The following is a 25,346-nucleotide window of genomic DNA, read 5'->3' as shown; positions in this document are numbered from 1 at the left end:
CTAGCCGGACGAGAGCCGGCCGGCCGCCTGGATGGCGAGCCAGACGTTGGCCGGGGTCAGCGGCATGTCCGCGTGCGTCACGCCGAACGGCGCGAGCGCGTCCACCACCGAGTTGACCACCGCGGGCGGCGAACCGACGGTGGCCGACTCGCCGATGCCCTTGGCGCCGACGGGATGATGCGGCGACGGCGTGACGGTCGCGCCGAGTTCGGGTGAGGGGCACTCGAGCGACGTGGGCAGCAGGTAGTCCATGAAGGAACCGCTCAGGCAGTTGCCGATCTCGTCGAACGAGATGGCCTGCATCAGCGCGATGCCGATGCCGTCGGCGAGGCCGCGGTGCACCTGCCCCTCGACGATCATCGGGTTGATCCGGACGCCGCAGTCGTCGACCGCGATGAAGCGGCGGACCTTGACCTCGCCGGTGCCCGGGTCCACGTCGGTGACGCAGATGTAGGCGCCGAAGGGGAACGTCAGGTTCGGCGGGTTGTAGACGGCGGACGCGTCCAGGTGGCCCTCGATCCCCGTCGGCAGCTCGATCGTCGAGTGCGCCGCCATCGCGATCTCGGCGATGCCGAGCGCCTGGTCCGGGTCGCCGCGCACCCGCCATTTCCCGTCCAGCCATTCCAGGTCATCGGGGGAAGCCTCGAACATGGCCGCCGCCACGAGGCGGGCTCGCTCGCGGACCTTCCGCGCGGCGACGACCGCCGCGGCGCCGGACACCGGCGTGGACCGCGATCCGTAGGTGCCGAGGCCGAACGGGGTGCGGTCGGTGTCGCCGTGCACCACGTCCACGTCGTCTGGCGACAGGCCGAGTTCCTCCGCCACCAGCTGCGCGAACGTGGTCTCGTGCCCCTGGCCCTGTGTTTGCACGGAGACGGCGAGCACCGCCTTGCCGGTGGGGTGCACCCGCAGGTCGGCGCCGTCGGACATGGCCAGGCCCATGATGTCCATGTGCGAGCGCGGTCCCGCGCCCACGCCCTCGGTGAAGAAGCTGAGCCCGATGCCCATGTACTCACCGCGGGCCCGCCGCTCCGCCTGCTCCCTGCGTAGCTCGTCGTAGCCCGCCATGTCCAGGGCCAGCCGGAGCGCGCGCGGGTAGTCGCCGGAGTCGTACTGCCAGCCGGTCGGGCCCGTGTAGGGGAATTGCTCGGGGCGCAGCAGGTTGCGCATCCGCAGCTCCGCCGGGTCCATCCCGAGCCGGCGCGCGAGCATGTCGGTGAGCCGCTCGACCAGGTACACCGCCTCGGTGATGCGGAACGAGCAGGAGTAGGCCACCCCGCCCGGCGCCTTGTTGGTGAACACGCCGGTGACCTCGCAGTACGCCGCTCGCGTCCGGTAGGAGCCGGTGAAGATGTGAAAGAAGCCCGCGGGGAACTTCGACGGCTGCGCGGCGGCGTTGAATGCGCCGTGGTCGGCGAGCACCCGGGCGCGCAGCCCGAGGATCTCGCCATCGGCGGTCGCGGCGATCTCGCCGTGCATGTGGTAGTCACGCGCGAACGCGGTGGACATCAGGCTCTCCGACCGGTCTTCAACCCACTTCACCGGCCGCCCGGTGGCCTGCGACGCGGCGACCGCGCACAGGTAGCCGGGGTAGATGGGAACCTTCGCGCCGAAGCCGCCGCCCAGGTCGGGCGACACGATGCGGATCTTGTGCTCGGGAATCCCGGTCAGCGCCGCGTACATCACCCGGTGGGCGTGCGGCGCCTGGCTTGTTGACCAGAGGGTCAGCCTGCCGTTCACCGCGTCGTAGTCGGCAATCGCGCCGCAGGTCTCGAGCGGCGCCGGGTGCGAGCGCGGGTAGATCATGTCGCAGCCGACCACCACGTCCGCCGCGGCGAACGCCGCGTCGGTGGCCGGCTTGTCGCCGGCCGTCCAGTCGAAGACGCGGTTGCCGTCGGGCAGGTCCTCGCGGATTACCGGCGCACCGGGGTCGAGCGCGGTCAGCGGGTCGATCAGCGGCGGCAGCGGCTCGTAGTCGACCACGATCAGCTCAAGGGCGTCCCGTGCCGCGTACCGGTCCGTCGCCACCACGAACGCGACCTCCTGGCCCTGGAAGCGCACCTTGTCGGTGGCGAGCACCGCCTGGACGTCGCCGAAGACCGTCGGCATCCAGGCCATGCCGCGTTCTGCCAGGTCCTCGCCGGTGAGCACGGCCACCACGCTCGGGTGGGCGAGGGCGGCGTTGGCGTCGACAGCGACGATCCTGGCATGCGCGAGCGGGCTGCGCAGGATCGCGCCGTGCAGCATGCCGGGCAGCTTGATGTCGTCGACGTACGTCCCCTGGCCCCTGATGAACCGCGCGTCCTCCTTGCGGGGCACCGGCCCGTAAGCGTGGCTCATGGTCACCAGCCTCGCCGGAAGCCTTGGCGGCCTGGAGGATGGACCGGACGATGTTCTCGTACCCGGTGCAGCGGCAGACCTGGCCGGATATCGCCTCCCTGACGTCCGCCTCGGTCGGTTCCGGGTTGTTGTCGAGCAGCCAGCGGGCGGTCATCATCATGCCCGGTGTGCAGAAGCCGCACTGCAGTCCGTGACACGCCGCGAAAGCCTCCTGGACCGGGTCGAGCCGCCGGGCGGTCGCCAGGCCCTCCACGGTGGTGATCCGGCGCCCGTCGGCCATCACGGCGAGCACCGTGCAGGACTTGACCGGCGTCTCGTCAAGCCAGACCACGCAGGCGCCGCAGTTGGAGGTGTCGCAGCCCCAGTGCGAGCCGGTCAGCCCGAGATCGTCGCGGAGGAAGTGGATGAGCAGCAGGCGCGGCTCGACCTCTCGCGTGTGGTCGGCCGCGTTGACGGTGACAGTGATCTTCACGACGCCGGCTCCATAGAGCCAAGCCCAAGAGCACGCCGCACGGCGAGCCGCAGCACCCGAACGGTCAGCTCGCCGACTAGGTGCCGCTTGTACTCGACGGGACCGCGCTGATCGGCGACGGGGTTGCAGTGCGCCGCGGCGATCTCGCCCGCCCGGGCAAACGCCTCCTCGCCGGCCGGCTGGCCGCGGAGGAACTCCTCCGCCTCGGCCGCGACGAAGTGCGCCGCACCGACCGCCGTGAGCCCGATGCCGACGTCGGCGATCCGCCCGTCCGCCAGCCAGATCGCCGCCCCGGCCGCGCCGATCGGCCAGTCGCCCGCCCTGCGGCACACCTTCAGGTACGCGCTGCCGGTGTCCCGCCTGACCGGCAGCCTGATCTCGGTCAGCATCTCGGCGGGTCCGACCACCGTCTCATAGGGGCCGGTGTGGAAGGCCCTGGCCGGCACCTCCCTGCTGCCCCCGGGACCGTGGATGATCATGGAGCCCTTCAGCGCGGCGAACGCGGCGGACAGGTCTTCCGACGGGTCGGCCTGGCACAGCGACCCGCCGATGGTGCCCCACTGCCTGACGACCGGGTCGGCGATCACCCGCTCCGCGTCGTGCAAGATCGTGAAGTGCTGGCCGGCTAGCTCGGAAGACAGCAGGTCAGCGTGCCTGGCGAGCGCGCCGATCCGCAGTTCGTGCCCTGACCGGGAGATGTAGCGCAGGCCGGCGATGCCGTTGATGTCGATGAGCACCTCGGGCTGCGCGAGCCGCAGCTTCATCATCGGGATCAGGCTGTGCCCGCCGGCCAGGATCCGTCCGGCTGGCGCGTACCTGGCCAGCAGGCTAAGCGCCTGCCCGACGCTCGTCGCCTTCTCGTATTCGACCTGCGCGGGAACCTGCACTCCCACCTCCACGGCCGCAAGGGCCTCATCTGTTCTATTCGAGCCCCCAATTGATGCCGTACGTTCTGACTGTAGGGAGATGCTATGGATCTCTCTACGGCGATGCTGCCCACGCTGGAGTGTGCGATGACCCTGACGCAGCTGAACGCGTTCGTCCTGGTGGCCAGGCTCGGGTCGGTCCGGGCCGCCGCCAGCGCGCTCGGCGTCAGCGAGTCGGCGGTCTCGCAGGCGCTCACCGCCCTCCGCCAGGACCTCGGCGACCAGCTGATCACCCGCAGCCAGGCGGGCATGACGCTGACGCCTGGCGGCACCCGGCTGCTCGGTACCGCGTCCCAGATCGTGGTGCTCGGCGCCGAGGCGCACGCCGCGGTCCGGGCCGCGCAGGGCGCGCCCGAGCAGCTGCGCATCGTCGCCACCTCGACCTTCGCCGAGTTCGTGGCCGCGCCGCTGCTCGAGGCGTTCCGCCGCCGGTTCGCCGGGGCGGTAGAGATCACCACCGGGGTAGCCGCGGCGGGCGAGCTGCCGGTGCTCATCGCCAACCGGCTCGCGGACGTCGCGATCGGGCCGGGCGCGGTGAGCGACCACGAGCTGCCGATCGTCAGCGAGCCGATCTTCAAGTTCCGGCTCGTCGTGGTCGGGTCCGGAACTGGCGGGGCGGGCGGGGGAAGCACAGCGCGGCCGCGCGGTTTGGCCAGGCAGTGGCGCTGGCTGGTTGACCCCTCCGGCACCGACCCGGACAGCGAGGCGGCCAGGCTGCTGCGCCGTCTCGGCGTCGCCGACAGCAATATCGGCGTCTTCCAGAGCCAGACTGCCGCCTGGGCGGCCGCCGCCGACGGCTCGGGTGTCGCCCCGGCGATCGAGCACCTGGTGTCGCACCAGATCAGACGGGGCGAGCTGTCCCTCATCGACCTGCCGGGCGTCCCGGTGGAGGAGCGCTGGTACGTGACGCTGCTCGAGCGGGAGCGGCGCAGCACTGCCGCGAGCGCGCTGCGCAGGTTCCTCGGCACGCCCGAGGCGATGCAGCTGATGCGCTCGCCCGCGGCCGGCGTGCCGCCGTCGCGCTTCAAGCCCCCCGTCTACGTGACGATCTGGAGCTGAGATCTCCCGTTTGCCCGACATGTCCGCCTGATGCCTCGACGCGGAACCCCAATTAAGGATCAGCTTATTTGGCCGTTGCGGCCGTGTTAAGAGCGCGCCACGATACCCCTACCTTTCGTGACCACTGGTCCTGACGACGGGAGATCGTGGCGTGCCTATCGAGTCCGACGGACACAGCAAGGACAATCCGCGCCTTTACGAGCTGATCGAGAACGCGCCGAAGACCGGGAAGAGTCCGACGGTGTGGGCGTGGCCGCAGCTCATCGACTACCTCAAGATCGCGGGACAGCCCGTCTCCGGGCCGTGGCCGCCGCATCAGGAGCCGCGTCCCGACCCTGATTACGAATCAGGCCCGCAGGCTGTGCCCGACCCTAATCCCGGGAGGAATTGAATGTTCCCATCGCGGTTCCGCTACGAGGCGCCGCACTCCCTTGACGAGGCGATCGCCCTGCTACGCGACGGCGGCGACGACGTGAAGGTGCTGGCAGGCGGGCAGAGCCTGGTGCCGATGATGAAGCTGCGCTTCGCCTCGCCGGAGATGCTCGTCGACATCAACAACCTGCCGGGACTGGCCTACCACCGGGCGGAGTCCGACGGCACGCTGCGCATCGGCGCGCTGTGCAGGCACTCCGACCTGGAGTTCTCCGGCCTGCTCAAGGGCACGCAGCCGACGATGGCCGCGGCCGCGCCGCTGGTCGCCGACCCGCTGGTGCGCAACCGCGGCACGCTCGTCGGCTCGCTGTGCCACGCCGACCCGCAGGGCGACTGGGCTTCGGTGATGCTCGCGCTCGGCGGCTCGGTGATAGCGCAGGGTCCGAACGGCAGGCGCTCCATCCCGCTGGCGGACTTCGTCACCGGCCCGTTCCAGAACACCCTCGCGCACGACGAGATCGCCGTCGAGGCGGTCGTGCCCAAAGCCCAGGGGGAACGAAAGGGCGGCTACCTCAAGCTGGAGCGCCGCGTCGGCGACTTCGCGACCGTCGGCACCGCGGTGGCCATCGAGACCTCGGGTGACCGGGTGGTCCGCGCGGGCATCGCGCTCACCGGCGTCGGCGGGTCCACCATTGGGGCCACCGAGGCGGCCGCCGTGCTTACCGGCAAGCCGCTCACCGCCGAGACCATCGCCGAGGCCGCGGAACTGGCGGCGCGGGCGGCGCAGCCGAGGACCGACCACCGCGGCAGTGCGGAGTACAAGCGCCAGATGGTGCGGGTCTTCGTCAAGCGCATACTCGGCGGAACCCTGACAGCGACCGCGGAGAGGGCGGCCTGACCATGACCATGGTGTATGACGACCTCGGCGACGAGGCAGCGGAAGAGGTCCCGGTCCGCAAGATCAAGTTCACCATCAACGGCAAGAAGAAGATCGCGGAGATCGAGCCCCGGCTGCTGCTCGCCGACCTGATCCGGCGCGGCGTCGGGCTGACCGGCACCCACCGGGGCTGCGACACGACCAACTGCGGCGCCTGCACGGTGCTCGTCGACGGCGCCGCGATCAAGTCGTGCACCATGCTCGCGGTGCAGGTGGACGGCCGCGAGGTGACGACCGTGGAGGGCATGGCGACGGCCAGCGAGCTGCACCCGCTCCAGGAGGGGTTCAAGCAGGAGCATGGCCTGCAGTGCGGGTTCTGCACGCCGGGCATGATGCTGGCTGCCAAGGCCCTGCTCGAGCGCAACCCCGACCCGACGGAGGACGAGGTGCGCTGGGCGCTTTCCGGCAACCTGTGCCGCTGCACCGGCTACCAGAACATCGTGAAGTCGGTCCTCTGGGCGGCCGAGAAGCTCAGGGTGGAGGGGTAACGCGTGACAACGCAGGCACTCGACGAGATCAAGATCGGCGGGCTCGGCTCTAGCCGCAAGCGCGTCGAGGACGACCGCTTCATCAGGGGCAAGGGCAACTACACCGACGACGTGGTCCTTCCCGGCATGCTGCACATGGAGATCCTGCGCAGCCCGCTGCCGCACGCCCGCATCAAGTCGATCGATACCAGCAAGGCCTGGGCGGTACCCGGCGTCCACCTGGTGCTGACCGGCGAGATGATGGCGACGCGCAACCTCGCCTGGATGCCCACGCTTTCCTACGACACCCAGGCGGTGCTCGCCACCGACAAGGTGCGCTTCCAGGGCCAGGAGGTGGCCTGCGTCATCGCGGACGACCCGTACATCGCCAAGGACGCGTGCGAGCTTATCGAGGTCGACTACGAGGCGCTGCCGCCCATCGTGAACCCGTGGCAGGGGCTCGAGCCGGACGCGCCGGTGATCCGCGACGACAAGGTTGGCCAGGACGGCAACGTCATCTACAACTGGGAGGTCGGCGACAAGGCGGGCACCGACCGGGCCTTCGAGCAGGCGGACCTGGTCTCCAAGCTCGAGCTGCACTACCCGCGCAGCCACCCGTCGCCGATAGAGTGCTGCGGCTCGGTCGCGGATTTCAACCGGGCCACCCAGAAGCTCACCGTCTACATGACCACCCAGGCGCCGCACATCATCCGCGCCGCGGTCGCCATGGTGGCCGAGCTGCCCGAGCAGATGATCCGGATCATCTCGCCGGACATCGGCGGCGGCTTCGGTAACAAGGTGCCTGTCTACCCGGGCTACGTCTGCTCGATCCTGGCCTCGATCCTGCTCGAGCGCCCGGTGAAGTGGATCGAGGACAAGACGGGCAACCTCATCTCCACCGGTTTCGCGCGCGACATCTACCTCAAGGGCGAGATGGCGCTGCGCAAGGACGGCAAGATCCTCGGCGTCCGGATGCACACCGACGCCGACCACGGCGCGTTCTTCTCCGACGCGCAGCCGAGCAAGTTCAAGATCGGCCTGATGCACTCCGCGTTCGCCGCCTACGACATCCCGGCCGCGCACCTGACGGCGCGCGGCGTGTACACCAACAAGGCGCCGGGCGGCGTGGCTTACCGGTGCTCGTTCCGCGTCACCGAGGCCATGTTCTTCCAGGAGCGCATGGTGCAGGCGGCCGCCGCCGACCTGGGCATTGACCAGGCCGAGTTCCGCCGGATGAACTTCGTCAGGGACGACGACTTCCCGCACCGCACGCCGTTCGGCTTCCTGACCGACTCCGGCCAGTACGCCAAGTGCCTGGACGTCGGCCTGAAGGCGATCGACTACGAGAACTTCCGCAAGGAGCAGGCCGAGGCGAGAAAACAGGGGCGCCTCCTCGGCCTTGGCATCTCGACGATGACTGAGCCGCTCGGCGCGGGCAATAGCCGGGAGTACGACATCCTCGGCATCAAGATGTTCGACTCCGCCGAGCTCAAGATCCACATGACCGGCAAGGCGATCCTGCGCACCGGCGCGAAGAGCCAGGGCCAGGGACACGAGACTACGTGGGCGCAGATCGTCGCGCACGAGCTCGGCATCCCCGCCGATGACATCACGGTGGAGGAGGGCGACACCGACACCGCGCCGTTCGGCATGGGTACCTACGCGTCGCGGTCCACGCCGGTCGCCGGCGCCGCCGTCGCCATGGTCAGCCGCAAGATCCGCGCCAAGGCCCGCAAGCTCGCGGCGCACCTGCTCGAGGTGTCCGAGGAGGACGTCGAGTGGGAGCTCGGCCGGTTCTACGTGCGCAGCGCGCCGCAGCGCGGCGTGTCCATCCAGGAATGCGCGATGGCGGCCTACAGCAACATGCCCGACGGCATGGAGCCCGGCCTCGAGAACACCGCGTACTACGACCCGCCGAACCTGACCTGGCCGTTCGCCGTGTACATCGTCACCGTTGAGGTCGATCGGGAGACCGGCGTCTGGGACGTGCTGCGGATGGTCGCGGTCGACGACTGCGGTGTCCGCATCAACCCGATGATCGTCGAGGGCCAGATCATGGGCGGGCTCACCGAGGCGTACGCGATGGCAAGCATGCAGTTCATCACCTTCGACGCCGACGGCAACTGCGTCGGCTCGAACTACATGGACTACCTGCTGCCGAGCGCCTGGGAGACCCCCGGCTACGAGCTGCACAGCGAGGTCGTGACCCCGTGCCCGCACCACCCGATCGGCGCCAAGGGCATCGGCGAGTGCGCGGCGGTCGGCGGCCCGGCCGCGTTTGTCAACGCTGTCATGGACGCGCTGGAGGAGACGGGCGTACGGAACATCGACATGCCGGTGTTGCCGGACCGGGTCTGGGAAGCGATCACCTATCGCCGGGATGTGTCCGGCGCACCGCCCATCCGCCAGGACTAGGACATTTCCGGGAGGAAGCGATGAACGGTCTGGGCGTGCTCGAGCGAATGAACGAGCTGGCCCGCAGCGGTCAGGCGTTCGCGCTCGCCACGGTGGTCTGGCGGCAGGGACCCTCGTCAAGCAAGCAAGGGTCACGTGCCATCATCACCGCCGACGGCGAGCTCGACGGCTGGATCGGCGGCGCCTGCGCGGAGCCGACGGTGATCCGCGAGGCGCAGCAAGTCATCGCCGACGGCCAGGCACGGCTGCTGCTGCTCGGCAGCCCGGACCAGTTCGGCACGGCCGTCCCCGAGGGGATGACCGTGGTGCCGATCTCCTGCCAGAGCGAGGGCGCGCTGGAGATCTACATCGAGCCGGTGCTCCCGGTGCCCCACCTGGTGATCGTCGGCACCTCGCCGATGACGCACACGCTCGCCAAACTGGCAAAAGCCCTGGACTGGCTGACCGACCTGATCAGCCCGGCGGACTTCGCCACGGACAGTGCTGGCAAACAATGGGCGAACGAGCGCTCGATGGTCATCGTCGCCACCCAGGGGCATGGCGACGAGGCCATGATCGAGCGCGCGGTCGCCGCCCGCCCGGCCTACCTGGGCCTCGTCGCGTCCCGCAAGCGCGGCGAGGTTGTGCTCGGCTACCTTGCCGAGCGGGGAGTGCCCAAGGACCAGCTCGATCGGGTGCACGCGCCGGCCGGCCTCGACCTGGGCAGGACCACCCACGAGGAGATGGCCGTCGCGATCCTCGCCGAGCTCGTCAAGCTCCGCGCGGCGGGCGCGCTCACCGAGCGGCCAAAACCGCCCAGGAAACCGAAAGCCCAGCTCAGGCTGGCCGAGGCCGTCGACCCGGTGTGCGGCATGACCGTGATGCCGAACGCGTCAGCCATCAAGGCCGACCACGACGGGATCACCTATTACTTCTGCTGCGCCGGCTGCCGCCAGGCGTTCAGCGAGAACCCAGATGCCTACGTTAAGGCGGTGCTGCGTTGATAATCACCAGCGACTTCGAGGTCGCGCAACCGGTCGACAAGGTGTGGCGGTTCTTCGATGACATCCCGCAGGTGGCCTCCTGCCTGCCAGGCGCGGAGCTGACGAAGGACCTCGGCGACGACAAGTACGAGGGCAAGGTCGCCATCCGGATGGGCCCGGTCCGGCTGCAGTTCAACGGCACCGCCGACATCACCGAGCGCGACGAGGCAGCCAAGCGCATCATGGTGCACGCGGTCGGCGCCGACGAGCGGGGCCGCGGCCAGGCCGCGATGGTGGTGGGCGCCACCCTGTCGCCGAAGGGCCGCGGCACCAAGGTCGCCGTCACTCAGGACCTGCAGCTGTCCGGCGCGGCAGCCCAGTACGGCCGGGGGATGATCTCCGACGTCTCGGCGATCCTGATGCGCGACTTCTCCGCATCCATGCAGGACAGGATCGAGCGCCTGGACCGCGGCGAGTCCGCCGAACAGATCGCGGCCGCCGGCGGCCAGCGGTCCGCCCAGGGCTTCACGATCGCGATGCGCGCCGCGCGGATGGCGCTGGCCCGTGTGTTCCGCCGGTTCTTCCTGCCCTACCAGCCAGCGGCAAGCTGAAAGGAGATCCAGTCATGGTCCTGTGGTGGATCGGCAACGTGATCCTGCTCGTCGTGGTGCTGCCCGTGGTGATCTACCTGCTCAACCGGGTGCTGGCGGCCCTGGAGCGGATCCGCGCGGCGAGCTCCGACATCCTGGCCGGCGGCGTCGGCCTGATCGGCGAGCTCCAGGGCGTGCCCGACGGCCTGGCGGTCACGGACAGAACCATCGAAGAAGTCAAGGTCGGCGCGGTCCGCTACGCGGGCTCCGTCGCGAAACTGCTCGGCTAGCGACCGAAGCGAAGGGAGCGCCACACCATGCCAGCAGCAGCCTGGATGACGATCGCGGTCGCCGGCCTGATCATCGTGTTCACCGCGGTCGGCCTGATCAGGATCGTCCTTCATCTGCAAGCGATCCGGGGCACGCTCCGGACCCTGACCGGGGGAGTGCAGGCCATCGACCAGCTCACGTCCACCGTGCCTGAGCGCCTGACCTCGGTGAACGCCAACCTCAAGCCTGTCCGTGACTTCTGCGAAGGCATTTAGCCCATGACTACCGACTGGACCATCGGCTACGTGATCGGCGGCGTGATCCTGCTCGCCGTCGTCGTCCTCGTCGCGGCGATCCTCATCCTCGCCAAGCAGATCGGCGACGAGGCACCGAAGATCAACGCAGGCCTTGAGGGCGCGGTACGGAACACCGCTCCGCTCGGCGCGCTGACCACCACCATCGAGCACGCAACCATCATCATCGCCGGGCTGACGCGCGGCCGCCACCGGCTGGGAGGCTAACGGTGAACGGCACCGAACACGCCCTGTGGGTATCCGTCATCATCGTCGGCTTCGTCGTGGTCATCGCCGTCGCGGCGCTGCTCAGCCTGCTCATCTACCTCATCAAGCGCATCGACAAGCGGGTGGACACCATCGGCGCGACGCTCACCGCGGCGAAGGCCAACACCGCCAACACCGTGCTGATCCCGCAGGTCGCCACCGGCGTGGACGCGGTCCTCGCGGAGGGGCTCGAGCACCACCTGTTCCTCGGCCGGGTTCTCGGAAAGGTCAAGTCATGACCGCGCTCGTCATCCTGACGGTGATCGTCATCGTCGCCCTGATCGCCGGCCTGGCCGTCTACCTGTTCTGGGCGGGCACGCTGCTCGCGCGGATCGCCACGAAACTCGAGGGCGCCGCGGGGATCGTGCACGGCATCAAGTCGGACGCCGAGCTGATCATGCCTGGCGTCGACCACATCAACCGCACCGGCGGCATCGTGGCCGGCGCCCTGCCCCTGCTGTACGGCATGGCCGAGGGCATCGTCACCGGCGTCACGCCTCGCGAGCCGCTGCCCGAGGTCCCCGAGCCGGCCCGCCCCGCCTCGGGTACCCGCCGCTCCCGGTTGCTGTCCGCGGTCGGCTACGGGTCGAAGCACGACTAAAGACAAGAGAATCCCTAACGGGTTCGGCTTACTCGAGGGGGGTCAGCCGAACCCGTTCGGGATGATGCCGTTAGTTCCGGTCAGGGACGGGCGACGTTACCCGCGAGTGTCCAGCCGACAAGCGCGTTGGCGTGCCCGTGGCCCAGGCCGTGCTCGGACTTGAGGTATCCCACGATCGCCATGTGCTTATCAAGGCCGCAGCGCGCGATTACCTGCTGCCAGTCGGCGATCGAGCGCCCGTACTTCTTCTCGATTGACGGGAAATATGACGGCGGCCCCTGCTTCGGCCACGGCGGCGACATCTCGGTCATGCGGCGTACTCCTCTCGCACCCGGCAATGATTAAGACGAACCGGAGCGTCCTTTTTCATCGCCCGACGGGCCGGCCAGGCTGGTGTTTCTGGCCGTTACTGCTGCCCCTCATCGAAATACGGGACGACGCTCATCACCCCGGACTGGCCCTTCGGGACCGGGATGGCGATGGTCTCTTTCCCCGTCCCGGGGTTGAACCAGGCAAGCGTGGACGGAAACGGTGACAAGCAGCCCCCTGAGCTGACCTGCAGCAGCAGCTTGCTGGCGGTGGCGGCGACAATGTAAGGGTCGCTCGCACCGGGTATCTTGAGCACCTTGACCTTGCCGCCTGGCTCGAGCCTGACAACGACGTGGTTCCCGCAGGAAGCGCCCAGGGCTTCGGCGTAACTGCCACTGGTGAGCTTGACGAGGTTGTAGTCGGACTGGTCGGGGCCGGTGCTAGGGCGCTCCGGGGTGAGCGCTACGGGCTTTGCGCCGCTGACCGGGAGCAGCCACGTGTTCTGAGAGTCGGAGCCACCGTATGTGGCACAGGTGGCGAGGATCGTGGTCTTGTTCCACCAGCGCAGTGGTGCGCACAAAAAGTGCGGCGCGAGCAGGCGAACCTTCGCCCCGGTGCTGCTGAGCAGGTGCACGCCATCGCCGCTGGGCATCGCGATAATCTTTCCGTCGGGGGACGAGATGGGGTGAGCCTGGAACCACCCGTGCCAGAGCCTGCGCACCACCGCCCCGTTGAGGTTCACCAGCTCCAGGGTGCCATTGCCGCTGGGAAGGGCACCGTCCCAAGTCCAGGCGAGCAGCTGGCTGCCGCGTGGCCTCGTGTAACCGAGGACCTCCACCTTTTTGGCCACCAGGACCTTGGAGAATTTTCCGGTCCGCAGGTCGAGCTGGTAGGTGGGACCGAACGGGGTGCTGCTGTTCGAGATCTCCAAGAAGAGCGCGCGTCGGCCGTCGCCCGACCAGTCCATCAGCTCGCCGTCGACCAGCGGGTTCTTGGCGTTCGCCGCCGAACTGGACAGGGTGTACCGGCCGCCGAGGGGGTCTACCAGGTACAGGATGACTTTGCCCGCTGACGATTTGGCGGGGTTCGTCGAAGTGGCCTGATCTTGAGCGAGGGCCCAGCCATGGCCGACCTGCCCCCAGGGGACCGCCGACCGGGGTTCGTCCTGTCCGGGGCCAGCCATGAGCGGTGCCGCGGCGGAGACGTCGGTCGCCGCCGAAGCAGCACATCCTGTTAGGGCAGCGATCATCGCTACAGTCGCGAACCAGCCCGCGGGTCGTATGCGCACAGGCAGCCACATTAAGGCACCAAAGCGACAGGTTCAGGCAGAACCGCCGGCAGTTCACCGCGGTCGTTGATCCGGCCCGCGGCGCGTCACGGGAGCGGTATTGGGGGCGGCGGAGTATTCGCCGATCCACTCGTCTTTCCAGGCGTGGTCGTACTGCTGCTCGTTGCAGCCCGGCCGGTAGACGGCGATCAGTTCGCGGGCGATCTGCTCGCGGTGCGCGCTGGTTCCGCCCGGGACCTCGTAGGTGCAGATGTAGACCTTCCACTTCGACCCGGCCCGCTGGGTCCAGCACGCCGCCCGCGGGTGCTTGAACGGGAAGCGCTCGGCGGACAGGTCGACGGCGTGGCCGACGTAGATGACCGCGTAGTTCTCCGGCTTCTTGTCCGGGTCCGGCTTGTACATGATCGCGTACACGGCCGCGGCCTGCGGCGGCGTCCAGCCGCCGAGCAGCCGCGGTCCCTCGAACGGGTAGCCGGCCAGCGACCCGAGCCGGATCATGACAGTTCCTCTAGCTCTTCTTCCTCGCTGATCGCCTCGGCCCTGACGACCGGCGCCTCGGGTAGCCCCGCCGTACGCGCCGCCGCCTTGAAGATCGCGGTGCCCGCTTCGATGGCCTCGTCGCGGCTGGCGGCCTCGACGAGCAGCTGGGCGCCGTAGCGGTCGCTGCCGATGCCGGTGGCGATGCCGTCGCTCGCGGCCACTGCGTCGGCGAGCTCGACGATTTCCTCCCGGCCGAAGGCGCGATCGCCCTGCGCCTCGATGCCGACACTCCACCGCACGTTGTTCTCCTCATTGGCTAGTTCAGCGCCGGCAGCGTGCCTGCGAGCTCTTCGAGGCTGGCCAGGTCGTGACCGGATAGCAGCAGGTCGATGTGCGGTGCCGCCACCATCATGCCCAGCGTGCTCGGCTGGAAATCCCGGTTGTCGCCTTTGTGCGGATTGAGCCACACGATGCGGTGGCACAGCCGCGCCAGGCGCTCCATCGCTGTCGCGAGCACCTCGGGATCGCCGCGGTCGAGCCCGTCGGAGCAGATGACGACGACCCCGCCGCGGCACAGTCCGCCCCTGGCCCATTTCCGCACGAAGGTGTCGAGCGACGCCCCGATCCTGGTGCCGCCCTCCCAGTCGACGACGGTCCGCGCCGCCTGCGCGAGGGCCGCGTCAGGTCTCTGGTGCGCCAGTTCCTTGGTGATCCTGGTCAGCCGGGTGCCGAAGCAGAACACCTCGACCCGAGCGGAAGACCGCCGGGCGGTGTGCGCGAAGAGCAGCAGCTGCCGCGAGTAGTCGGCCATCGAGCCAGACACGTCGAGTATCAGGATCAGCGGCCGCGGCTTGTTCTTGCGCTCGCGCAAGTAGAGCTCGGACGGCTCGCCGAGCCTGCGCATCGACTCCCTGATGATCGCCCGGATGTCGGGGTCGGTGCCGGCCTTGGCCGTCCTGGTCCGCCTGGTGCGACGGCGCGGTGGCGTCAGCCGCATCCTTGTCATGATCCTGCGCAGCGCGGCGAGTTCCTCAGGCGTGCACTCGGTGAAGGACCGGTGCTTGACCGCGTCCACGTCGGACGCCATCCAGCCGAGCGCCTGCCGCTCCTGCTGGTCTTCCTCCGAGCCAGGTTCGGTGGCGGGCAGCACGAGCGCCGCCTCGGCCTCGAGCGCCGACCGGGGCTGGATCATGAGCATTGTCCTGGCCGGAGATTCCTCGCCGAGGAAGTACTGGCGGAACACCCGGTCGTAGACGGCGTGGTCCTCGTGCCTGGTGAGCAGCGTCGTCTTGCCCGCCCAGTACAGGTCGATCAGGTCGGTGGGGTCGAGCGGCGTCATGGCGGCGAAGTAGGTCAGCACGTCGCCGGTGCCGACGGTCAGGCCCGCGGACCGCAGCTCGTGGGTGAACCCGATGAGGACGTCCGTGAACGGGTCGTCACCTGGCTCACCCACCGGAGATGATCTCCGCGAGGTTGTCCCGCACCAGTTCCATGTCGTCACGGTCCTTGACGACCGCGCCGAGCGTGTCGCCCGCGGCGTCCTCGGTCAGCTCGGTCTCACCGAGCACGCCGAGCGTGCGGACCCAGTCGATCGTCTCGGCGACCCCTGGCGGCTTGGCCATGTCCAGCTCCCGCAGTCGCTGGACGGCCCTGACAACCTTCCCCGTGAGCTGCTCGGACGCCCCCGGCTCGCGGACCTTGACGATTTCCGCTTCGCGTTCCGCGGCCGGGTAGCCGATCCAGTGGTACAGGCAACGGCGGCGCAGCGCGTCGTGCAGTTCCCGCGTCCTGTTGGAGGTCAGGATCACGACCGGGCTAGAGTCTGCCCGGATCGTGCCGAGTTCGGGGATGCTGATCTGGAAGTCGGAGAGCACCTCGAGCAGGAACGCCTCGAACTCGTCGTCGGCCCGGTCGACCTCGTCGATCAGCAGGACCGCGTCGTCGCCCGCCCTGACCGCCTCGAGCAGCGGCCGTTCGAGCAGGAACTTCGGCCCGAACAGCATGTCAACGGACTGCTCGTTGGCGGCCTCCGCCTGTGACAGCGCCCTGACCTGGAGCATCTGCCGGGCGTAGTCCCATTCGTAGAGGGCCTGGCTGACGGTGATGCCCTCGTAGCACTGCAGCCGGATGAGCCGCCGCCCGAAGACGGCCGCGAGCACCTTTGCGATCTCCGTCTTGCCGACGCCGACCTCGCCCTCGAGCAGCAGCGGCCTGCGCAGCGAAAGCGAAAGCAGCACGCTGGTGGCAAGCCCGCGATCGGCGAGGTAGTCGCCCTCCCGCAGGCGCTGGGTTAGCTCGGCGACGGTTCCTGGATACTCCACCGGGTGGTCTCAGGTCAGCCGTCGTCAGCGGCTGTCGCCGTCGGATGTTCCGGAGTTCGCCGGCCCCATCACGAGATCGGCGAGGCTGCCAGTGCCGCTCAGCTTGCCCTCGCGTGCGAGCCTCGCCCGCCACGCCGCGGCACGGTCGGTCTCGTCTCCCGCCGCGTAGTCCTCGAAGCCGACGCCGGCATCGGTCATCCGCCTGCAGTGCGACTCGCCGCTGTCGTCGAGGCCGTCGAGACCCTGCGCCTGCCCGCGCCACACATCCCGGAGTACCTCAAGCGCCTCAGCGCGCTCAGCGCCCATGACGAACTCCCTCCTGCCTCCAGCCTAAGCGTGACTCTAACCCAGGGCTGGCGACGAGGACGACCCGAGATTAAGCCATCTCTTAATCAGGGACGCGCCGGCAACAGTCGATGGTCAGGAGACCTGTTCATAGTGGTTTCCACCGGTTAGTAAGGGATAGATAGGAATCGGCGGGAGTGTGCGGTCGCGTCCAGCGAAGCCACGGCCCGGATGGCCTAGAGTTCATGGGGACACGAGTGAGTTCTGAGCTTCGCTCGGATGCGGAGATCCTGCATGACGCCATGCGGGAGGCCGTCAGTACGTCGCCCCACTCGTTCCTCAGGACGCGTGCGGATATCGAAGCGGTGCCGCCGGATGTCTGGGTAGACGAGATACGGTCGTCCCGGTGGGCGGTGGCGCAACAACTCGACGGAAGCGTTGTCGGCGTGGCGGCAAGCAAGCGCCCCAACCCCGCGGTGGACAGCGAAGACCCGGCGACATCCCGGTACATCGAGTCCGTCTGGATCCATCCCCGCCTGCGCAGGAAACTTCTTGGCGAGCGACTGATCAAGTACCTTTTCGCCGCGGAATACTGCACCAACCAGCACATCAGGCAGTTCGTGCTCTGGGTGTACGCGACCAACGCGGCGGCCATGAGGCTTTACGAGCACATCGGGTTCGAGAGGACGCCGGAAAGGAACGTGGAAAGGGGCGTACGCGGCACACGAACCGAGATTAAGTACCGTCTTGACTTCGACCCCGAGGTGCATACGACCGTGAGTCTCGTCGCAGGAAGAGGCCGACGGCATCATCAGCTCCACCGCGGGGTGACCTACCGGGTGCTTGGCCAGTCGGGCGGCTAGCTGATCCCGATCGTCCCGAGTGCCGCCTCGACCGATGACACGCGTGGGAGATTCGCCAGCAGCTTTTCCCACCGTCCCAGGTCACGTTGCCAGGCGGCCACGTAGTCCAGGCACATCTTCGCCGTGATTGCCCAAAGCACCTGCTGCGCCGCCCCAATCGCCTTGCTCATTTCTCCGCGTAGTTCTGGCGCAAGGTCTTGCAGGTGCCTGGTGACGTCGTCGAGCACGGTGTTCCGCTGCTTAAGAAACCGTTCCCAGTACTCCTCGTCGGCGGCCTCGACGCCGAGATTGCTGTGCAGCAGCGCGTAGAGCCCCTCGGCGATGACGTCACCGAATTCCTGGCCGGCGGCACGCTGCGGGTCGGCGAACGGGTCGTAGGGCAGTTGCTCGGCCAGTGATCCCGGTGTCGCCAGGCGCTCCTCCGCGGCATCGCGGTAGAAGAACAGCCAATCCTCGTTATAGAGGTCGGGGAAGAAGTCGAACGGTACCCCGCAGTCCACCGCGAGCGCTGATCCACTGACGAACACATCCTGGTACGCGCCGACCACGCGGCGCGCGTGACACACGACGGAATTGTCGGGGTAGTTCTTCACTGACATCGCGGCTGTCCGGTAGCCGTGGCCAGCCGCGCCGAGCAGTGAGACCGTGCTGAGCACCGTCCCAGCCGACACAGCTCTAATGTCGTCGTCTAGGAAGAAGATGCGCTCCCAGCCGAGCAATCGCGCGAGCAGGAGCCCGGTGTTCCGCTTCATGCTCAGGTCACTACTGCGGATGCCGCACACGCTCTTGCCAGCACCGTGGACCCAGCGCGCGGTCTCGAAGTTGCCGAGGATCCAGTCGTCCTGTTCCTGCGGCATCTCCACAACGGCTGAATCCCGCAGCTCGTGCTTCGCAAACAGAGCACGCACGTCGTCCGCATGCGCCCGGAAGCTGCACAGGGCGATGAGCGCGGCGTCGGTTGCCGTGGCCAGCTCGATTGCCGTTTGCAGGTTTGCCGCTGGCCGGGCGGCAGGCACGATGATCGCGTCGAGGGCGGCGGCAGCCGAGGGCTTCGGCAGGCGCGTGGATTCAAGGAGTCCGGCGTGGGTGGGATATTGGAGGACTCTGTCGCCTCCCAGGTCGGTCACGCCTAGGCCTTAACCGGCCACTGGTAGAGCACCGTTCCCGCGGTATTGAAATCAGGAGTCAATGTTTCCCCCGCTATGACCTGCACCCGCATGAGGATGCCGAACTGATTGTTCGAGAAATTCCGCGCTATGTACTGCTCGTTCGATTCGCGCAGCCTGGCGTCGGTCAGCGTCCGCACGGAACCGAGTACGCCACGGCTGTGAATTCCGTTACACATGGTGAGCGTGCGATTGGAGTTTAGTGGGTTAGGCATCCTGACCAGCAGGCCCACATCCTCCATGAGCATGCCCGTCTCAGAGGACAAGACCGGCAGGTATTTCCGTGTCTCGTCATTGACCTGGGTCACGAAGATCTCGCCAGTGGGCAGGGCGGAATACTCTTCCTGCCGGACCGGCAGTTGGCTCAGGTCAATGAGCCGTCGCGTGACGTCGTTCCAGGCGATCCCCCCGATGATCACGACATGTCCGGAGAGGTCGTCGGCCTTTACCTCCGGTGCTGCCTTGAAGAACACGTCCATGGATGGGTTGTCCGCACGGACGTGACCATGCAGTTCTACCATCGCGTCAAGGTCGCCGAAACCCGCGAGATGCGTGTAGTTCGGGTTCCCTGGGTCGGCAAAGGGCGATGCTTCTCTTTTCGGCAACTGAGGGCAAACCAGCGTAACCGGCCCGTCGTCGCTGAAATGCCACGACCGCCTGGCCACGATGGGCATCTCGCCAGCAGTGCCTCCACGGGCGGCGGAATGCAGCCGCAGCAGGTCTTCAAGCAGTCCCTTGTACGCTGCCTCTTCCTCGGGGGCGAAGCTGTCGATAGGCACCAGTTCCGGCTCCGGCCCTAGGGACCGTTGGGTTGCGAAAAACTGTGCGACTGCCATCACGGCCTCGCGAGGCGGCAACTTCGGAGCGGTAGTGCTTTCCCACGACGCGACGGTCGCTGGCGACAACCCCTTGTCCTTCCCAACTGCCTTCCCAAGTGCCTTAGCGAGCGCGGCTTGGGTCAGCTTGCTGTCCGCCCAGAGGTCAGTGCGCAGGTATCGCAAGCGGAGTGCCAGTTCAAGAGCCGCAGGTGGAGCAGGGTGCACGACCGGCCACCTCCAATGGCTAAACAAACGCACCACGATAACGGTTGACGGTCTGAGAATCAGGTATTTATCCTGATTAATACAGGACTCTACTGAAGCTCTCTAAGCTCAACTGAACTTCAGTAGAGTTCAGTAAAGATAAACCAACTATATCAGCTTAGGGGTGCCCGGGCAGATGCGCAACACCATTCGTGGGAAAGCTGACGCTACCGTCAGCACACTGGGGCTGCCGCTCTGCAGAGCGCCCCCTCAAAAGGGATCATCGCCCGGCCAGGGCAGACAAAAGCCGGGCCGACGTGTAGCGACATCGGCCCGGCGGATCACGGATCAAGCACTCACACCTGATTGTTCGTGATGCATCGATGCTAGCAACCCTGCGCGAAAGCGCTAGTGGCAGCGTCGTGCGTCGTGCGTATTGGGGAGCGAACATGCTGGCTCTCGTCTCGGCCTCGCACGGCCTCAATCCCACCCTCATCGTGCTCGTCATCGCCGCGGTGGTTGTTGCTGCCTTCTGGCAGACGATCCTCAAGATCGCGATCGCCGCGCTCATCATCGGCTTCCTCTACCTATTCATCACCTGCACGGTGGATGTCGTGCACTTGCTGCACGCACTGATCCCGTAGCCGTCCCGTCGGCCAACCCGGAGGAGCCAGGGTGGCGGAGGACCGCTGCCACCCTGGCTCGAGCCTCGGACATTCCGGCGCAACCCGGCGAGTCCGTCCTTGGCGTGATTTAGCGTGGGCGTGGCGAACCGAATTCCTCCATGGGAAGGGCCTCGGACCGATGGCGACTTTCGTGCTGATTCATGGCGCCAGCGACACCAGCTGGTACTGGCACCTGACCGAGCCGGAACTGCGGGCCCTGGGGCACGACACGGTCGCGCCCGACCTGCCGTGCGACAACCGCAACGCCACCCTCGACGACTACGCCGGCGCCGTGGCCGAGGCAGCCGCCGGCCAGCCCGACCTGGTGATCGTCGGCCAGTCCTACGGCGCCTACACCGCCACCCTCGCCGCGAGCAGGCTCCCCGCGCGGCTGCTTGTGCTGTTGGCCGGCATGATCCCCGCTTCCGGCGAGAGCCCGGCCCAATGGTGGGACAACACCGGCAGCCGGGAGGCCGTCGCAGAGCAGGCCAAGCTCGACGGCGGCAAGACCGGCAACGACGACCCCTTCGTCTGCTACTACAACGGCGTACCGCGTCCGCTGGCCGAGGAGGCGCTGCGCCGGGGCGGGCGCGGGGAGTCCGCGGTGGTGTGGGACACGCCATTTCCCCTGGATGCGTGGCCGGACGTGCCCACCAGGTTCATCCTCTGCGCGGACGACCGCTGCTTCCGCGCCGCCTTCATGCGGCGGCAGGCGCGGCAGCGCCTGGGCCTGGTGGCGGACGAGATTCCCGGGTGCCATTGCGTCGCGCTCAGCCACCCGAGGGAACTAGCCGCCCTTCTCGTCAGCTACCTCCGCTGACTTTGCGGCCGGTCCGTGGTGGAATGCGCATGTCGCGGGCGCCACGCTGGACGCCGCCGGGTCAGGAGGAGGTCCGTTGACCGAACTAGCCGCTCAGCAGGACGTAGGCGCGCTGCTCGACGGTGTCTTCCGCAGTCACCAGGTCGCCGACCTGACGCTGCCGCTTGATGAGACGCTGCCGTGCACCTGGCCGGGGCACATGCCGTTCCGTGCCACCGTCTGGACATGGTTCGACGACCGGCCCGATGATGCCCAGCCGGTGCATGCGCAGCCCGGCGGCGGCGCGTACCAGACCCGCTGGATCGTGATCGACGAACACGCAGGCACGCACATGGACGCGCCGAATCATTTCGTGCCGCCGCCCGGCTCCGGGCTGCCGCATGCGGGTCCCGCCGGGAGCATTGGCATCGCGGACCTGCCGTTGCTTGCCGCCAGCGGGCCGGCGGCAGTGATCGACGTCCGCGGGCTCGACGGGCAGGCGGCGCCGGGTCACAGTCCGGTGATCACCCCGGACCACGTGACCGCCTTCGAGTCACTGCACGGAATGCTTAGGCTGGGGGACGTCGTGCTGTTCCGCACCGGGTGGGATGCCAGGTACCGGCCGTTGCCTGAGGGGCGCGCCTACGGTGCCGACGTGCTCACCGCCGGACGGGCGCCAGGCTGGCCTGCGCCGAATCCCGAGACGATCAGCCTGATCAGGGAACGTGGCATCACTTGCATCGGTACCGACGGCCTGTCCGTCGGGCCGGCCGAGGGCGGTGCGCCGGTCCACCTCGCGGCGCTGCCGCATGGCATGACATTCGTCGAGGCACTCGGCGGCCTCACCGCTGTCCCGACCCGCGGCGCCTGGTTCCTGTTCCTGCCCATCCGGCTGGCCGGCGGCACCGGCGGCCCTGGCCGTGCGCTTGCCGTGCTGCCGTAGCACCGACGATCATCATCCCGAACGGGTTCGGGTGACTGCGTCCTGGAACGTGTCACGGTACGCGCTTGGCGGCACGCCGAGGTGGCGCTTGAAGAGGGTCCGCAGGTTCGCCGTGGTGCCGAGCCCGCACAGGCGTGCCACGGTCTCCATGGGAACGTCGCAGGATTCGAGCAGCTCGCGAGCGCGGTCGATGCGCGCGTCGAGCAGCCAGCGCATCGGCGGCTGCCCGGTCTCCTCGTGGAACCGGCGGATGAGCGTGCGCCGCGACAGCGACGCGCGGCGCGCCAGATGGTCGACGGTGAGCGGCTCGTCCAGACGGCCGAGCGCCCAGGCGCGCACCTCGTCGAGCCCGCCGCCGCGCGCGGGCAGGGCCGGGCGGTCGATGTACTGTGCCTGGCCGCCGCTCCGGTGCGGCGCCGCGACCATGTTCCGCGCGCACTGGTTGGCTGCCGCGGCCCCGAGGTCGGTGCGGATGATGTGCAGGCACAGGTCGATTCCGGCCGCCACGCCCGCCGAGGTCAGCACGCTGCCCTGGTCGACGTACAGCGAGCGCGGCTCCACGGTGACGGCTGGGTATTCGCGGGCAAGCCGGGCGGCGTAGGCCCAGTGGGTCGTGGCGCGCCGCCCGTCGAGCACGCCGGCGGCGGCGAGGACGAAGGCGCCGGTGCAGATCGAGACCAGCCGCGCGCCGCGGCCGGCCGCAGCGGCCAGCGCGGTGAGCACCGGCGCCGGCGGCGATCCCGGGCGTGCCAGGCCGGGCACGACGATCGTGTCCGCGCGCTCCAGCATGTCAAGGCCGTGCTCGATCAGCAGCGCCGGGCCGCCCTCGACTGGCACCGGGCCGGGAGAGTCGGTGCACACCGTCAGCGCATACGGATCGTCGTGCCAGGTGCCGAAGGCCTGGACAGGAATTCCATAGTCGAGCGCGAGCACGCCGGGCAGGGTCAGCACGGCAACCCGGTGCGGCCGGCGAAACGCAGTCATGGCACGATCCTAGCGAACTATGGCAATGGTGCCACTGCCGGAAAGGGCGCGTCCGTGGCTACTGTCGTGCCATGGACACGACCACTTCCGTTACCGCCCTGCCAGACACGCCACTAGCGGTCAGCGCGGTCGAGTACGTGCGCGCCTGCGAGACCGAGCCGGCTGTCAACCACAGCATCCGCAGCTACCTGTTCGCCATGCTGCTCGCCGAGCACGAGGGCATGCGGCCCGTCGCGGACTTCGATCCCGGCCTGCTGTTCTACGCCTGCGTGCTGCACGACCTCGGCACCTCGCCGCTGGCCAGCGGAACCCAGCGGTTCGAGGTCGACGGCGCCGACATGGCCGCGACGTTCCTGGCCGGCAACGGAATCGGCGCCGGCGACGTGGACCTGGTGTGGGAGGCGATCGCGCTGCACAGCACGCCTGGCATCCCCGAGCGCCGCGGCCCGATCGCGTACCTCACCAGGCTCGGCGTCGCCATCGACTTCGGGTTCGGTTCCGAGTTCATCAGCGACCAGCAGGGGCGGGCGATCCATGAGCGTTACCCCCGGCTGAACATGGCCACCGCGCTGATCGACGAGATCGTCAGGCATGCCGCACGCGGCCGGCTGAACGCGCTTCCCCCGTCCATCGCCGCCGATCTCATCCGCGAGCGCAAGGAAGGGGGCCTGACCACCCTGGAGCGGCTCACGCACGCCGGACGCTGGGGCGAGTAGCGACGGTCAGTCGCCGACCTGGTGCCCGTAGCAGGCTGACCCCGACCGCTAGGACTTGACGAAGGTCACGCCGGTCATGGTGGGCACGAGGACCAGGCTGCCGTAGACCGCCGGCGTGGCGAACCGGCTGGTCACGCCGACGGAAACCTGCTCAACCGACCGGCCGTTCGCGGGGTCGAGCGCGTGCAGCACCCCGCCGAACTGGTCGAGCGACCACACCCGCCCGCCGCCGATGACCGGGGAGCCGGCGATCGAGCCGTCCGCCTGCCACAGTTCGTGCAGCTGGCCCGTCGAGTCGACGCGCACCGCCGCCACGCCGTCCGCGCAGGGCAGGTAGACCACGCTGCCGCTGACGGCCGAGCCGCCGAAGGGCATGCAGATGTCCGATGCGGACACCTGGCCGCCGATGCCGCCGAGGGTCCCCTGCCGCAGCGCGTATACCGTGCCCGACTTGCCGCCGATCACCGCCCATTTCGTGCCGACGAGGGCCACGCCCTCCGAGCCGAGGTCGTTGTCGGCCGCGTTGGCCTGGGCCCAGTCGGCCGGGGCGAACGAGCTGAGCAGCTTCCCCGACGGGTTCAGTTCGAGCACCGAGTCGGTGTGGTCGTAGGCGGCGCCGGGGAGCGTGGAGCCGTTCCCTGAGACCACGTACATGTTCCCCGCGGAGTCGAGCGCCGGGCCCGCCGGGTTCCAGATGCCGCCCTCCCGGTGCGGGGACGGGTCGTAGGCGACCGGCTTTCCGGTGCCGTCGAGCTTGACGGCGACGATGCGCCCCTTGTAGTCGCCGCAGTCGCCGTACTGGCCGCCGAAGGAGACCCAGACCCGTCCGCCGGTCATGGCGAGCGCGCCGCGCTGCTGCATGGCCACGGGGGCGGGACCAGGCAGGTCGATGTTCTTCCGCCAGCGCACCGTGCCGGTGCGCAGGTCGAGCGCGATCAGGTCGTGGCCGACCTTTCCGCCATGCTCCGCGACGAGGTAGACGTCGCCGGTCTTCGCGCTGTAGATCGGGGTGCCGGTGATGCCGAGCGGGCTGATGTTGCCGCAGGCCCGCTGGTAGGCGGGTGACGGGCTGGCGACCTTGACGTGCCAGAGCCGCGTGCCCTCGACGTTGAACGCGTAGACGGAGTCGTTCTCCGTCGCCACGACGACCACGCCGCCGGCCACGATCGGTGACGCGTAGACGGCGCCGTCGAGCTTCACCGAAGCGATGACCTTGAGCGGGCCGCTCACGTTCGGCATCGACGAGGACAGGCCGCCGTGCGAGGGGTCGCCGTGGTACATCGGCCAGTCAGACGGCGGCGCCGTCCCCGGGCCGGCCGGCGTTGCCGACTGACCAGAAGGCGACGATGCGCTGGCGGACGTAGCCGGCGTGCCATGGGCCGCCGGGCTTACTGTCCCCGAGCAGGCGGCGAGCGCCAGGCTAAGCAGCGCCAGCGACCCTCCGGCACTCAGCCTGGCGGCAGCACGGCGGTGACGCGGCCCCATGGTCCTTCTATACCATTGGTTGGGGCGCGCCTCCGGCCCTAGCTTCCCT

30 protein-coding genes and 1 pseudogene are annotated in these 25,346 nt (G+C 68.6%); 17 read left to right on the top strand and 14 right to left on the bottom strand.

Annotated elements, in window-relative coordinates; genetic code table 11:
* The 3 genes and pseudogenes from EAS64_RS05830 to EAS64_RS05820 form a co-directional block, all read right to left on the bottom strand.
* On the bottom strand, window positions 1-2,340 hold the full coding sequence (locus tag EAS64_RS05830) for an aerobic carbon-monoxide dehydrogenase large subunit (RefSeq protein ID WP_145851621.1): 2,340 nt from the start codon (window positions 2,338-2,340) through the stop codon (window positions 1-3).
* 97 nt (window positions 2,341-2,437) lie between these two features.
* Window positions 2,438-2,620: pseudogene (locus tag EAS64_RS47080) on the bottom strand ((2Fe-2S)-binding protein); the annotation flags it as partial.
* A 188-nt stretch (window positions 2,621-2,808) separates the two neighbouring features.
* Window positions 2,809-3,699, bottom strand: a complete 891-nt coding sequence (locus tag EAS64_RS05820) for an FAD binding domain-containing protein (RefSeq protein WP_145851620.1) — start codon at window positions 3,697-3,699, stop codon at window positions 2,809-2,811.
* A gap of 84 nt (window positions 3,700-3,783) precedes the next feature.
* Between EAS64_RS05820 and EAS64_RS05815 the strand changes: the two genes are divergently transcribed.
* From EAS64_RS05815 to EAS64_RS05760, 12 genes are all read left to right on the top strand, one after another.
* Entirely contained in the window at window positions 3,784-4,797 is a 1,014-nt protein-coding gene (locus tag EAS64_RS05815; RefSeq protein ID WP_246115535.1) for a LysR family transcriptional regulator, read from the top strand.
* Window positions 4,798-4,948: 151 nt separating this feature from the next.
* Entirely contained in the window at window positions 4,949-5,188 is a 240-nt protein-coding gene (locus EAS64_RS05810) for a hypothetical protein (RefSeq protein WP_145851619.1), read from the top strand.
* Window positions 5,189-6,067: an FAD binding domain-containing protein gene (locus tag EAS64_RS05805; RefSeq protein ID WP_145851618.1), complete on the top strand. Its 879-nt coding sequence runs from the start codon at window positions 5,189-5,191 to the stop codon at window positions 6,065-6,067.
* A gap of 2 nt (window positions 6,068-6,069) precedes the next feature.
* Window positions 6,070-6,594, top strand: coding sequence for a (2Fe-2S)-binding protein (locus tag EAS64_RS05800; RefSeq protein WP_145851617.1), 525 nt, complete (start codon window positions 6,070-6,072; stop codon window positions 6,592-6,594).
* Window positions 6,595-6,597: 3 nt separating this feature from the next.
* On the top strand, window positions 6,598-8,988 hold the full coding sequence (locus EAS64_RS05795) for an aerobic carbon-monoxide dehydrogenase large subunit (protein ID WP_145851616.1): 2,391 nt from the start codon (window positions 6,598-6,600) through the stop codon (window positions 8,986-8,988).
* Between the two features lie 20 nt (window positions 8,989-9,008).
* On the top strand, window positions 9,009-9,971 hold the full coding sequence (locus tag EAS64_RS05790) for an XdhC family protein (protein WP_145851615.1): 963 nt from the start codon (window positions 9,009-9,011) through the stop codon (window positions 9,969-9,971).
* Window positions 9,968-10,561 (top strand): SRPBCC family protein, encoded by a 594-nt coding sequence (locus EAS64_RS05785; RefSeq protein ID WP_145851614.1) that lies wholly within the window; start codon window positions 9,968-9,970, stop codon window positions 10,559-10,561. Before EAS64_RS05790 ends, EAS64_RS05785 begins: the two co-directional genes overlap by 4 nt.
* Window positions 10,562-10,575: 14 nt before the next feature.
* Window positions 10,576-10,830, top strand: a complete 255-nt coding sequence (locus EAS64_RS05780; protein WP_145851613.1) for a hypothetical protein — start codon at window positions 10,576-10,578, stop codon at window positions 10,828-10,830.
* 27 nt (window positions 10,831-10,857) lie between these two features.
* Window positions 10,858-11,085, top strand: a complete 228-nt coding sequence (locus EAS64_RS05775) for a hypothetical protein (RefSeq protein ID WP_145851612.1) — start codon at window positions 10,858-10,860, stop codon at window positions 11,083-11,085.
* Window positions 11,086-11,088: 3 nt separating this feature from the next.
* Window positions 11,089-11,331, top strand: coding sequence for a hypothetical protein (locus EAS64_RS05770; protein ID WP_145851611.1), 243 nt, complete (start codon window positions 11,089-11,091; stop codon window positions 11,329-11,331).
* Window positions 11,332-11,333: 2 nt separating this feature from the next.
* Window positions 11,334-11,609: a hypothetical protein gene (locus EAS64_RS05765; protein WP_145851610.1), complete on the top strand. Its 276-nt coding sequence runs from the start codon at window positions 11,334-11,336 to the stop codon at window positions 11,607-11,609.
* Window positions 11,606-11,971 carry a hypothetical protein gene (locus EAS64_RS05760; RefSeq protein ID WP_145851609.1) on the top strand — a complete coding sequence of 122 codons (366 nt, stop codon included), beginning with the start codon at window positions 11,606-11,608 and terminating at the stop codon, window positions 11,969-11,971. The genes EAS64_RS05765 and EAS64_RS05760 overlap by 4 nt, the downstream gene beginning before the upstream one ends.
* Window positions 11,972-12,051: 80 nt before the next feature.
* Here the strand turns inward: EAS64_RS05760 and EAS64_RS05755 are convergent, their stop codons facing one another.
* From EAS64_RS05755 to EAS64_RS05725, 7 genes are all read right to left on the bottom strand, one after another.
* Window positions 12,052-12,282 carry a DUF4287 domain-containing protein gene (locus EAS64_RS05755; protein WP_145851608.1) on the bottom strand — a complete coding sequence of 77 codons (231 nt, stop codon included), beginning with the start codon at window positions 12,280-12,282 and terminating at the stop codon, window positions 12,052-12,054.
* Window positions 12,283-12,377: 95 nt separating this feature from the next.
* Window positions 12,378-13,529: a hypothetical protein gene (locus EAS64_RS05750; protein WP_187365708.1), complete on the bottom strand. Its 1,152-nt coding sequence runs from the start codon at window positions 13,527-13,529 to the stop codon at window positions 12,378-12,380.
* 93 nt (window positions 13,530-13,622) lie between these two features.
* A complete protein-coding gene (locus EAS64_RS05745; RefSeq protein ID WP_145851606.1) occupies window positions 13,623-14,066 on the bottom strand; it encodes a GIY-YIG nuclease family protein in 444 nt (147 codons plus the stop codon).
* On the bottom strand, window positions 14,063-14,347 hold the full coding sequence (locus EAS64_RS05740; protein WP_145851605.1) for a hypothetical protein: 285 nt from the start codon (window positions 14,345-14,347) through the stop codon (window positions 14,063-14,065). Before EAS64_RS05740 ends, EAS64_RS05745 begins: the two co-directional genes overlap by 4 nt.
* Before the next feature lie 17 nt (window positions 14,348-14,364).
* Entirely contained in the window at window positions 14,365-15,501 is a 1,137-nt protein-coding gene (locus EAS64_RS05735) for a vWA domain-containing protein (RefSeq protein WP_145851604.1), read from the bottom strand.
* Window positions 15,494-16,369, bottom strand: coding sequence for an AAA family ATPase (locus EAS64_RS05730; protein ID WP_145851603.1), 876 nt, complete (start codon window positions 16,367-16,369; stop codon window positions 15,494-15,496). The genes EAS64_RS05735 and EAS64_RS05730 overlap by 8 nt, the downstream gene beginning before the upstream one ends.
* A 24-nt stretch (window positions 16,370-16,393) precedes the next feature.
* Window positions 16,394-16,675: a hypothetical protein gene (locus EAS64_RS05725; protein WP_145851602.1), complete on the bottom strand. Its 282-nt coding sequence runs from the start codon at window positions 16,673-16,675 to the stop codon at window positions 16,394-16,396.
* Between the two features lie 236 nt (window positions 16,676-16,911).
* Between EAS64_RS05725 and EAS64_RS05720 the strand changes: the two genes are divergently transcribed.
* The gene (locus EAS64_RS05720) at window positions 16,912-17,517 is read left to right on the top strand and encodes a GNAT family N-acetyltransferase (RefSeq protein WP_187365707.1); all 606 of its coding nucleotides are present in this window, start codon (window positions 16,912-16,914) and stop codon (window positions 17,515-17,517) included.
* Here EAS64_RS05720 and EAS64_RS05715 read toward each other — a convergent pair.
* Together EAS64_RS05715 and EAS64_RS05710 are read right to left on the bottom strand one after the other, a co-directional pair.
* Window positions 17,514-18,644, bottom strand: coding sequence for a hypothetical protein (locus EAS64_RS05715; protein ID WP_145851600.1), 1,131 nt, complete (start codon window positions 18,642-18,644; stop codon window positions 17,514-17,516). The genes EAS64_RS05720 and EAS64_RS05715 overlap by 4 nt on opposite strands.
* Window positions 18,645-18,646: 2 nt before the next feature.
* Window positions 18,647-19,462 (bottom strand): XRE family transcriptional regulator, encoded by an 816-nt coding sequence (locus EAS64_RS05710; RefSeq protein ID WP_145851599.1) that lies wholly within the window; start codon window positions 19,460-19,462, stop codon window positions 18,647-18,649.
* Between the two features lie 692 nt (window positions 19,463-20,154).
* On the opposite strand from EAS64_RS05710, the gene EAS64_RS05705 reads away from it, so the two are divergent.
* The 3 genes from EAS64_RS05705 (at window position 20,155) to EAS64_RS05695 (ending at window position 22,112) form a co-directional block, all read left to right on the top strand.
* Window positions 20,155-20,349 (top strand): hypothetical protein, encoded by a 195-nt coding sequence (locus EAS64_RS05705; protein WP_145851598.1) that lies wholly within the window; start codon window positions 20,155-20,157, stop codon window positions 20,347-20,349.
* Window positions 20,350-20,509: 160 nt separating this feature from the next.
* Window positions 20,510-21,190 (top strand): alpha/beta fold hydrolase, encoded by a 681-nt coding sequence (locus EAS64_RS05700; RefSeq protein ID WP_145851597.1) that lies wholly within the window; start codon window positions 20,510-20,512, stop codon window positions 21,188-21,190.
* A 76-nt stretch (window positions 21,191-21,266) separates the two neighbouring features.
* Entirely contained in the window at window positions 21,267-22,112 is an 846-nt protein-coding gene (locus tag EAS64_RS05695; protein ID WP_222849024.1) for a cyclase family protein, read from the top strand.
* A gap of 12 nt (window positions 22,113-22,124) precedes the next feature.
* Here the strand turns inward: EAS64_RS05695 and EAS64_RS05690 are convergent, their stop codons facing one another.
* Window positions 22,125-23,096 (bottom strand): GlxA family transcriptional regulator, encoded by a 972-nt coding sequence (locus tag EAS64_RS05690; RefSeq protein ID WP_145851596.1) that lies wholly within the window; start codon window positions 23,094-23,096, stop codon window positions 22,125-22,127.
* A 71-nt stretch (window positions 23,097-23,167) separates the two neighbouring features.
* Here EAS64_RS05690 and EAS64_RS05685 point away from each other — a divergent pair, with 71 nt between their 5' ends.
* On the top strand, window positions 23,168-23,812 hold the full coding sequence (locus EAS64_RS05685) for an HD domain-containing protein (RefSeq protein WP_145851595.1): 645 nt from the start codon (window positions 23,168-23,170) through the stop codon (window positions 23,810-23,812).
* 48 nt (window positions 23,813-23,860) lie between these two features.
* Here the strand turns inward: EAS64_RS05685 and EAS64_RS05680 are convergent, their stop codons facing one another.
* Window positions 23,861-25,297, bottom strand: coding sequence for an outer membrane protein assembly factor BamB family protein (locus EAS64_RS05680; protein ID WP_145851594.1), 1,437 nt, complete (start codon window positions 25,295-25,297; stop codon window positions 23,861-23,863).
* Window positions 25,298-25,346: the final 49 nt, after the last annotated feature.

This window comes from Trebonia kvetii (assembly GCF_007827045.1).
GTDB lineage: Bacteria > Actinomycetota > Actinomycetes > Streptosporangiales > Streptosporangiaceae > Trebonia > Trebonia kvetii.
The sequence above is the reverse complement of the archived record's forward strand: the minus strand, read 5'-3'. Positions and strand labels throughout refer to the sequence as shown.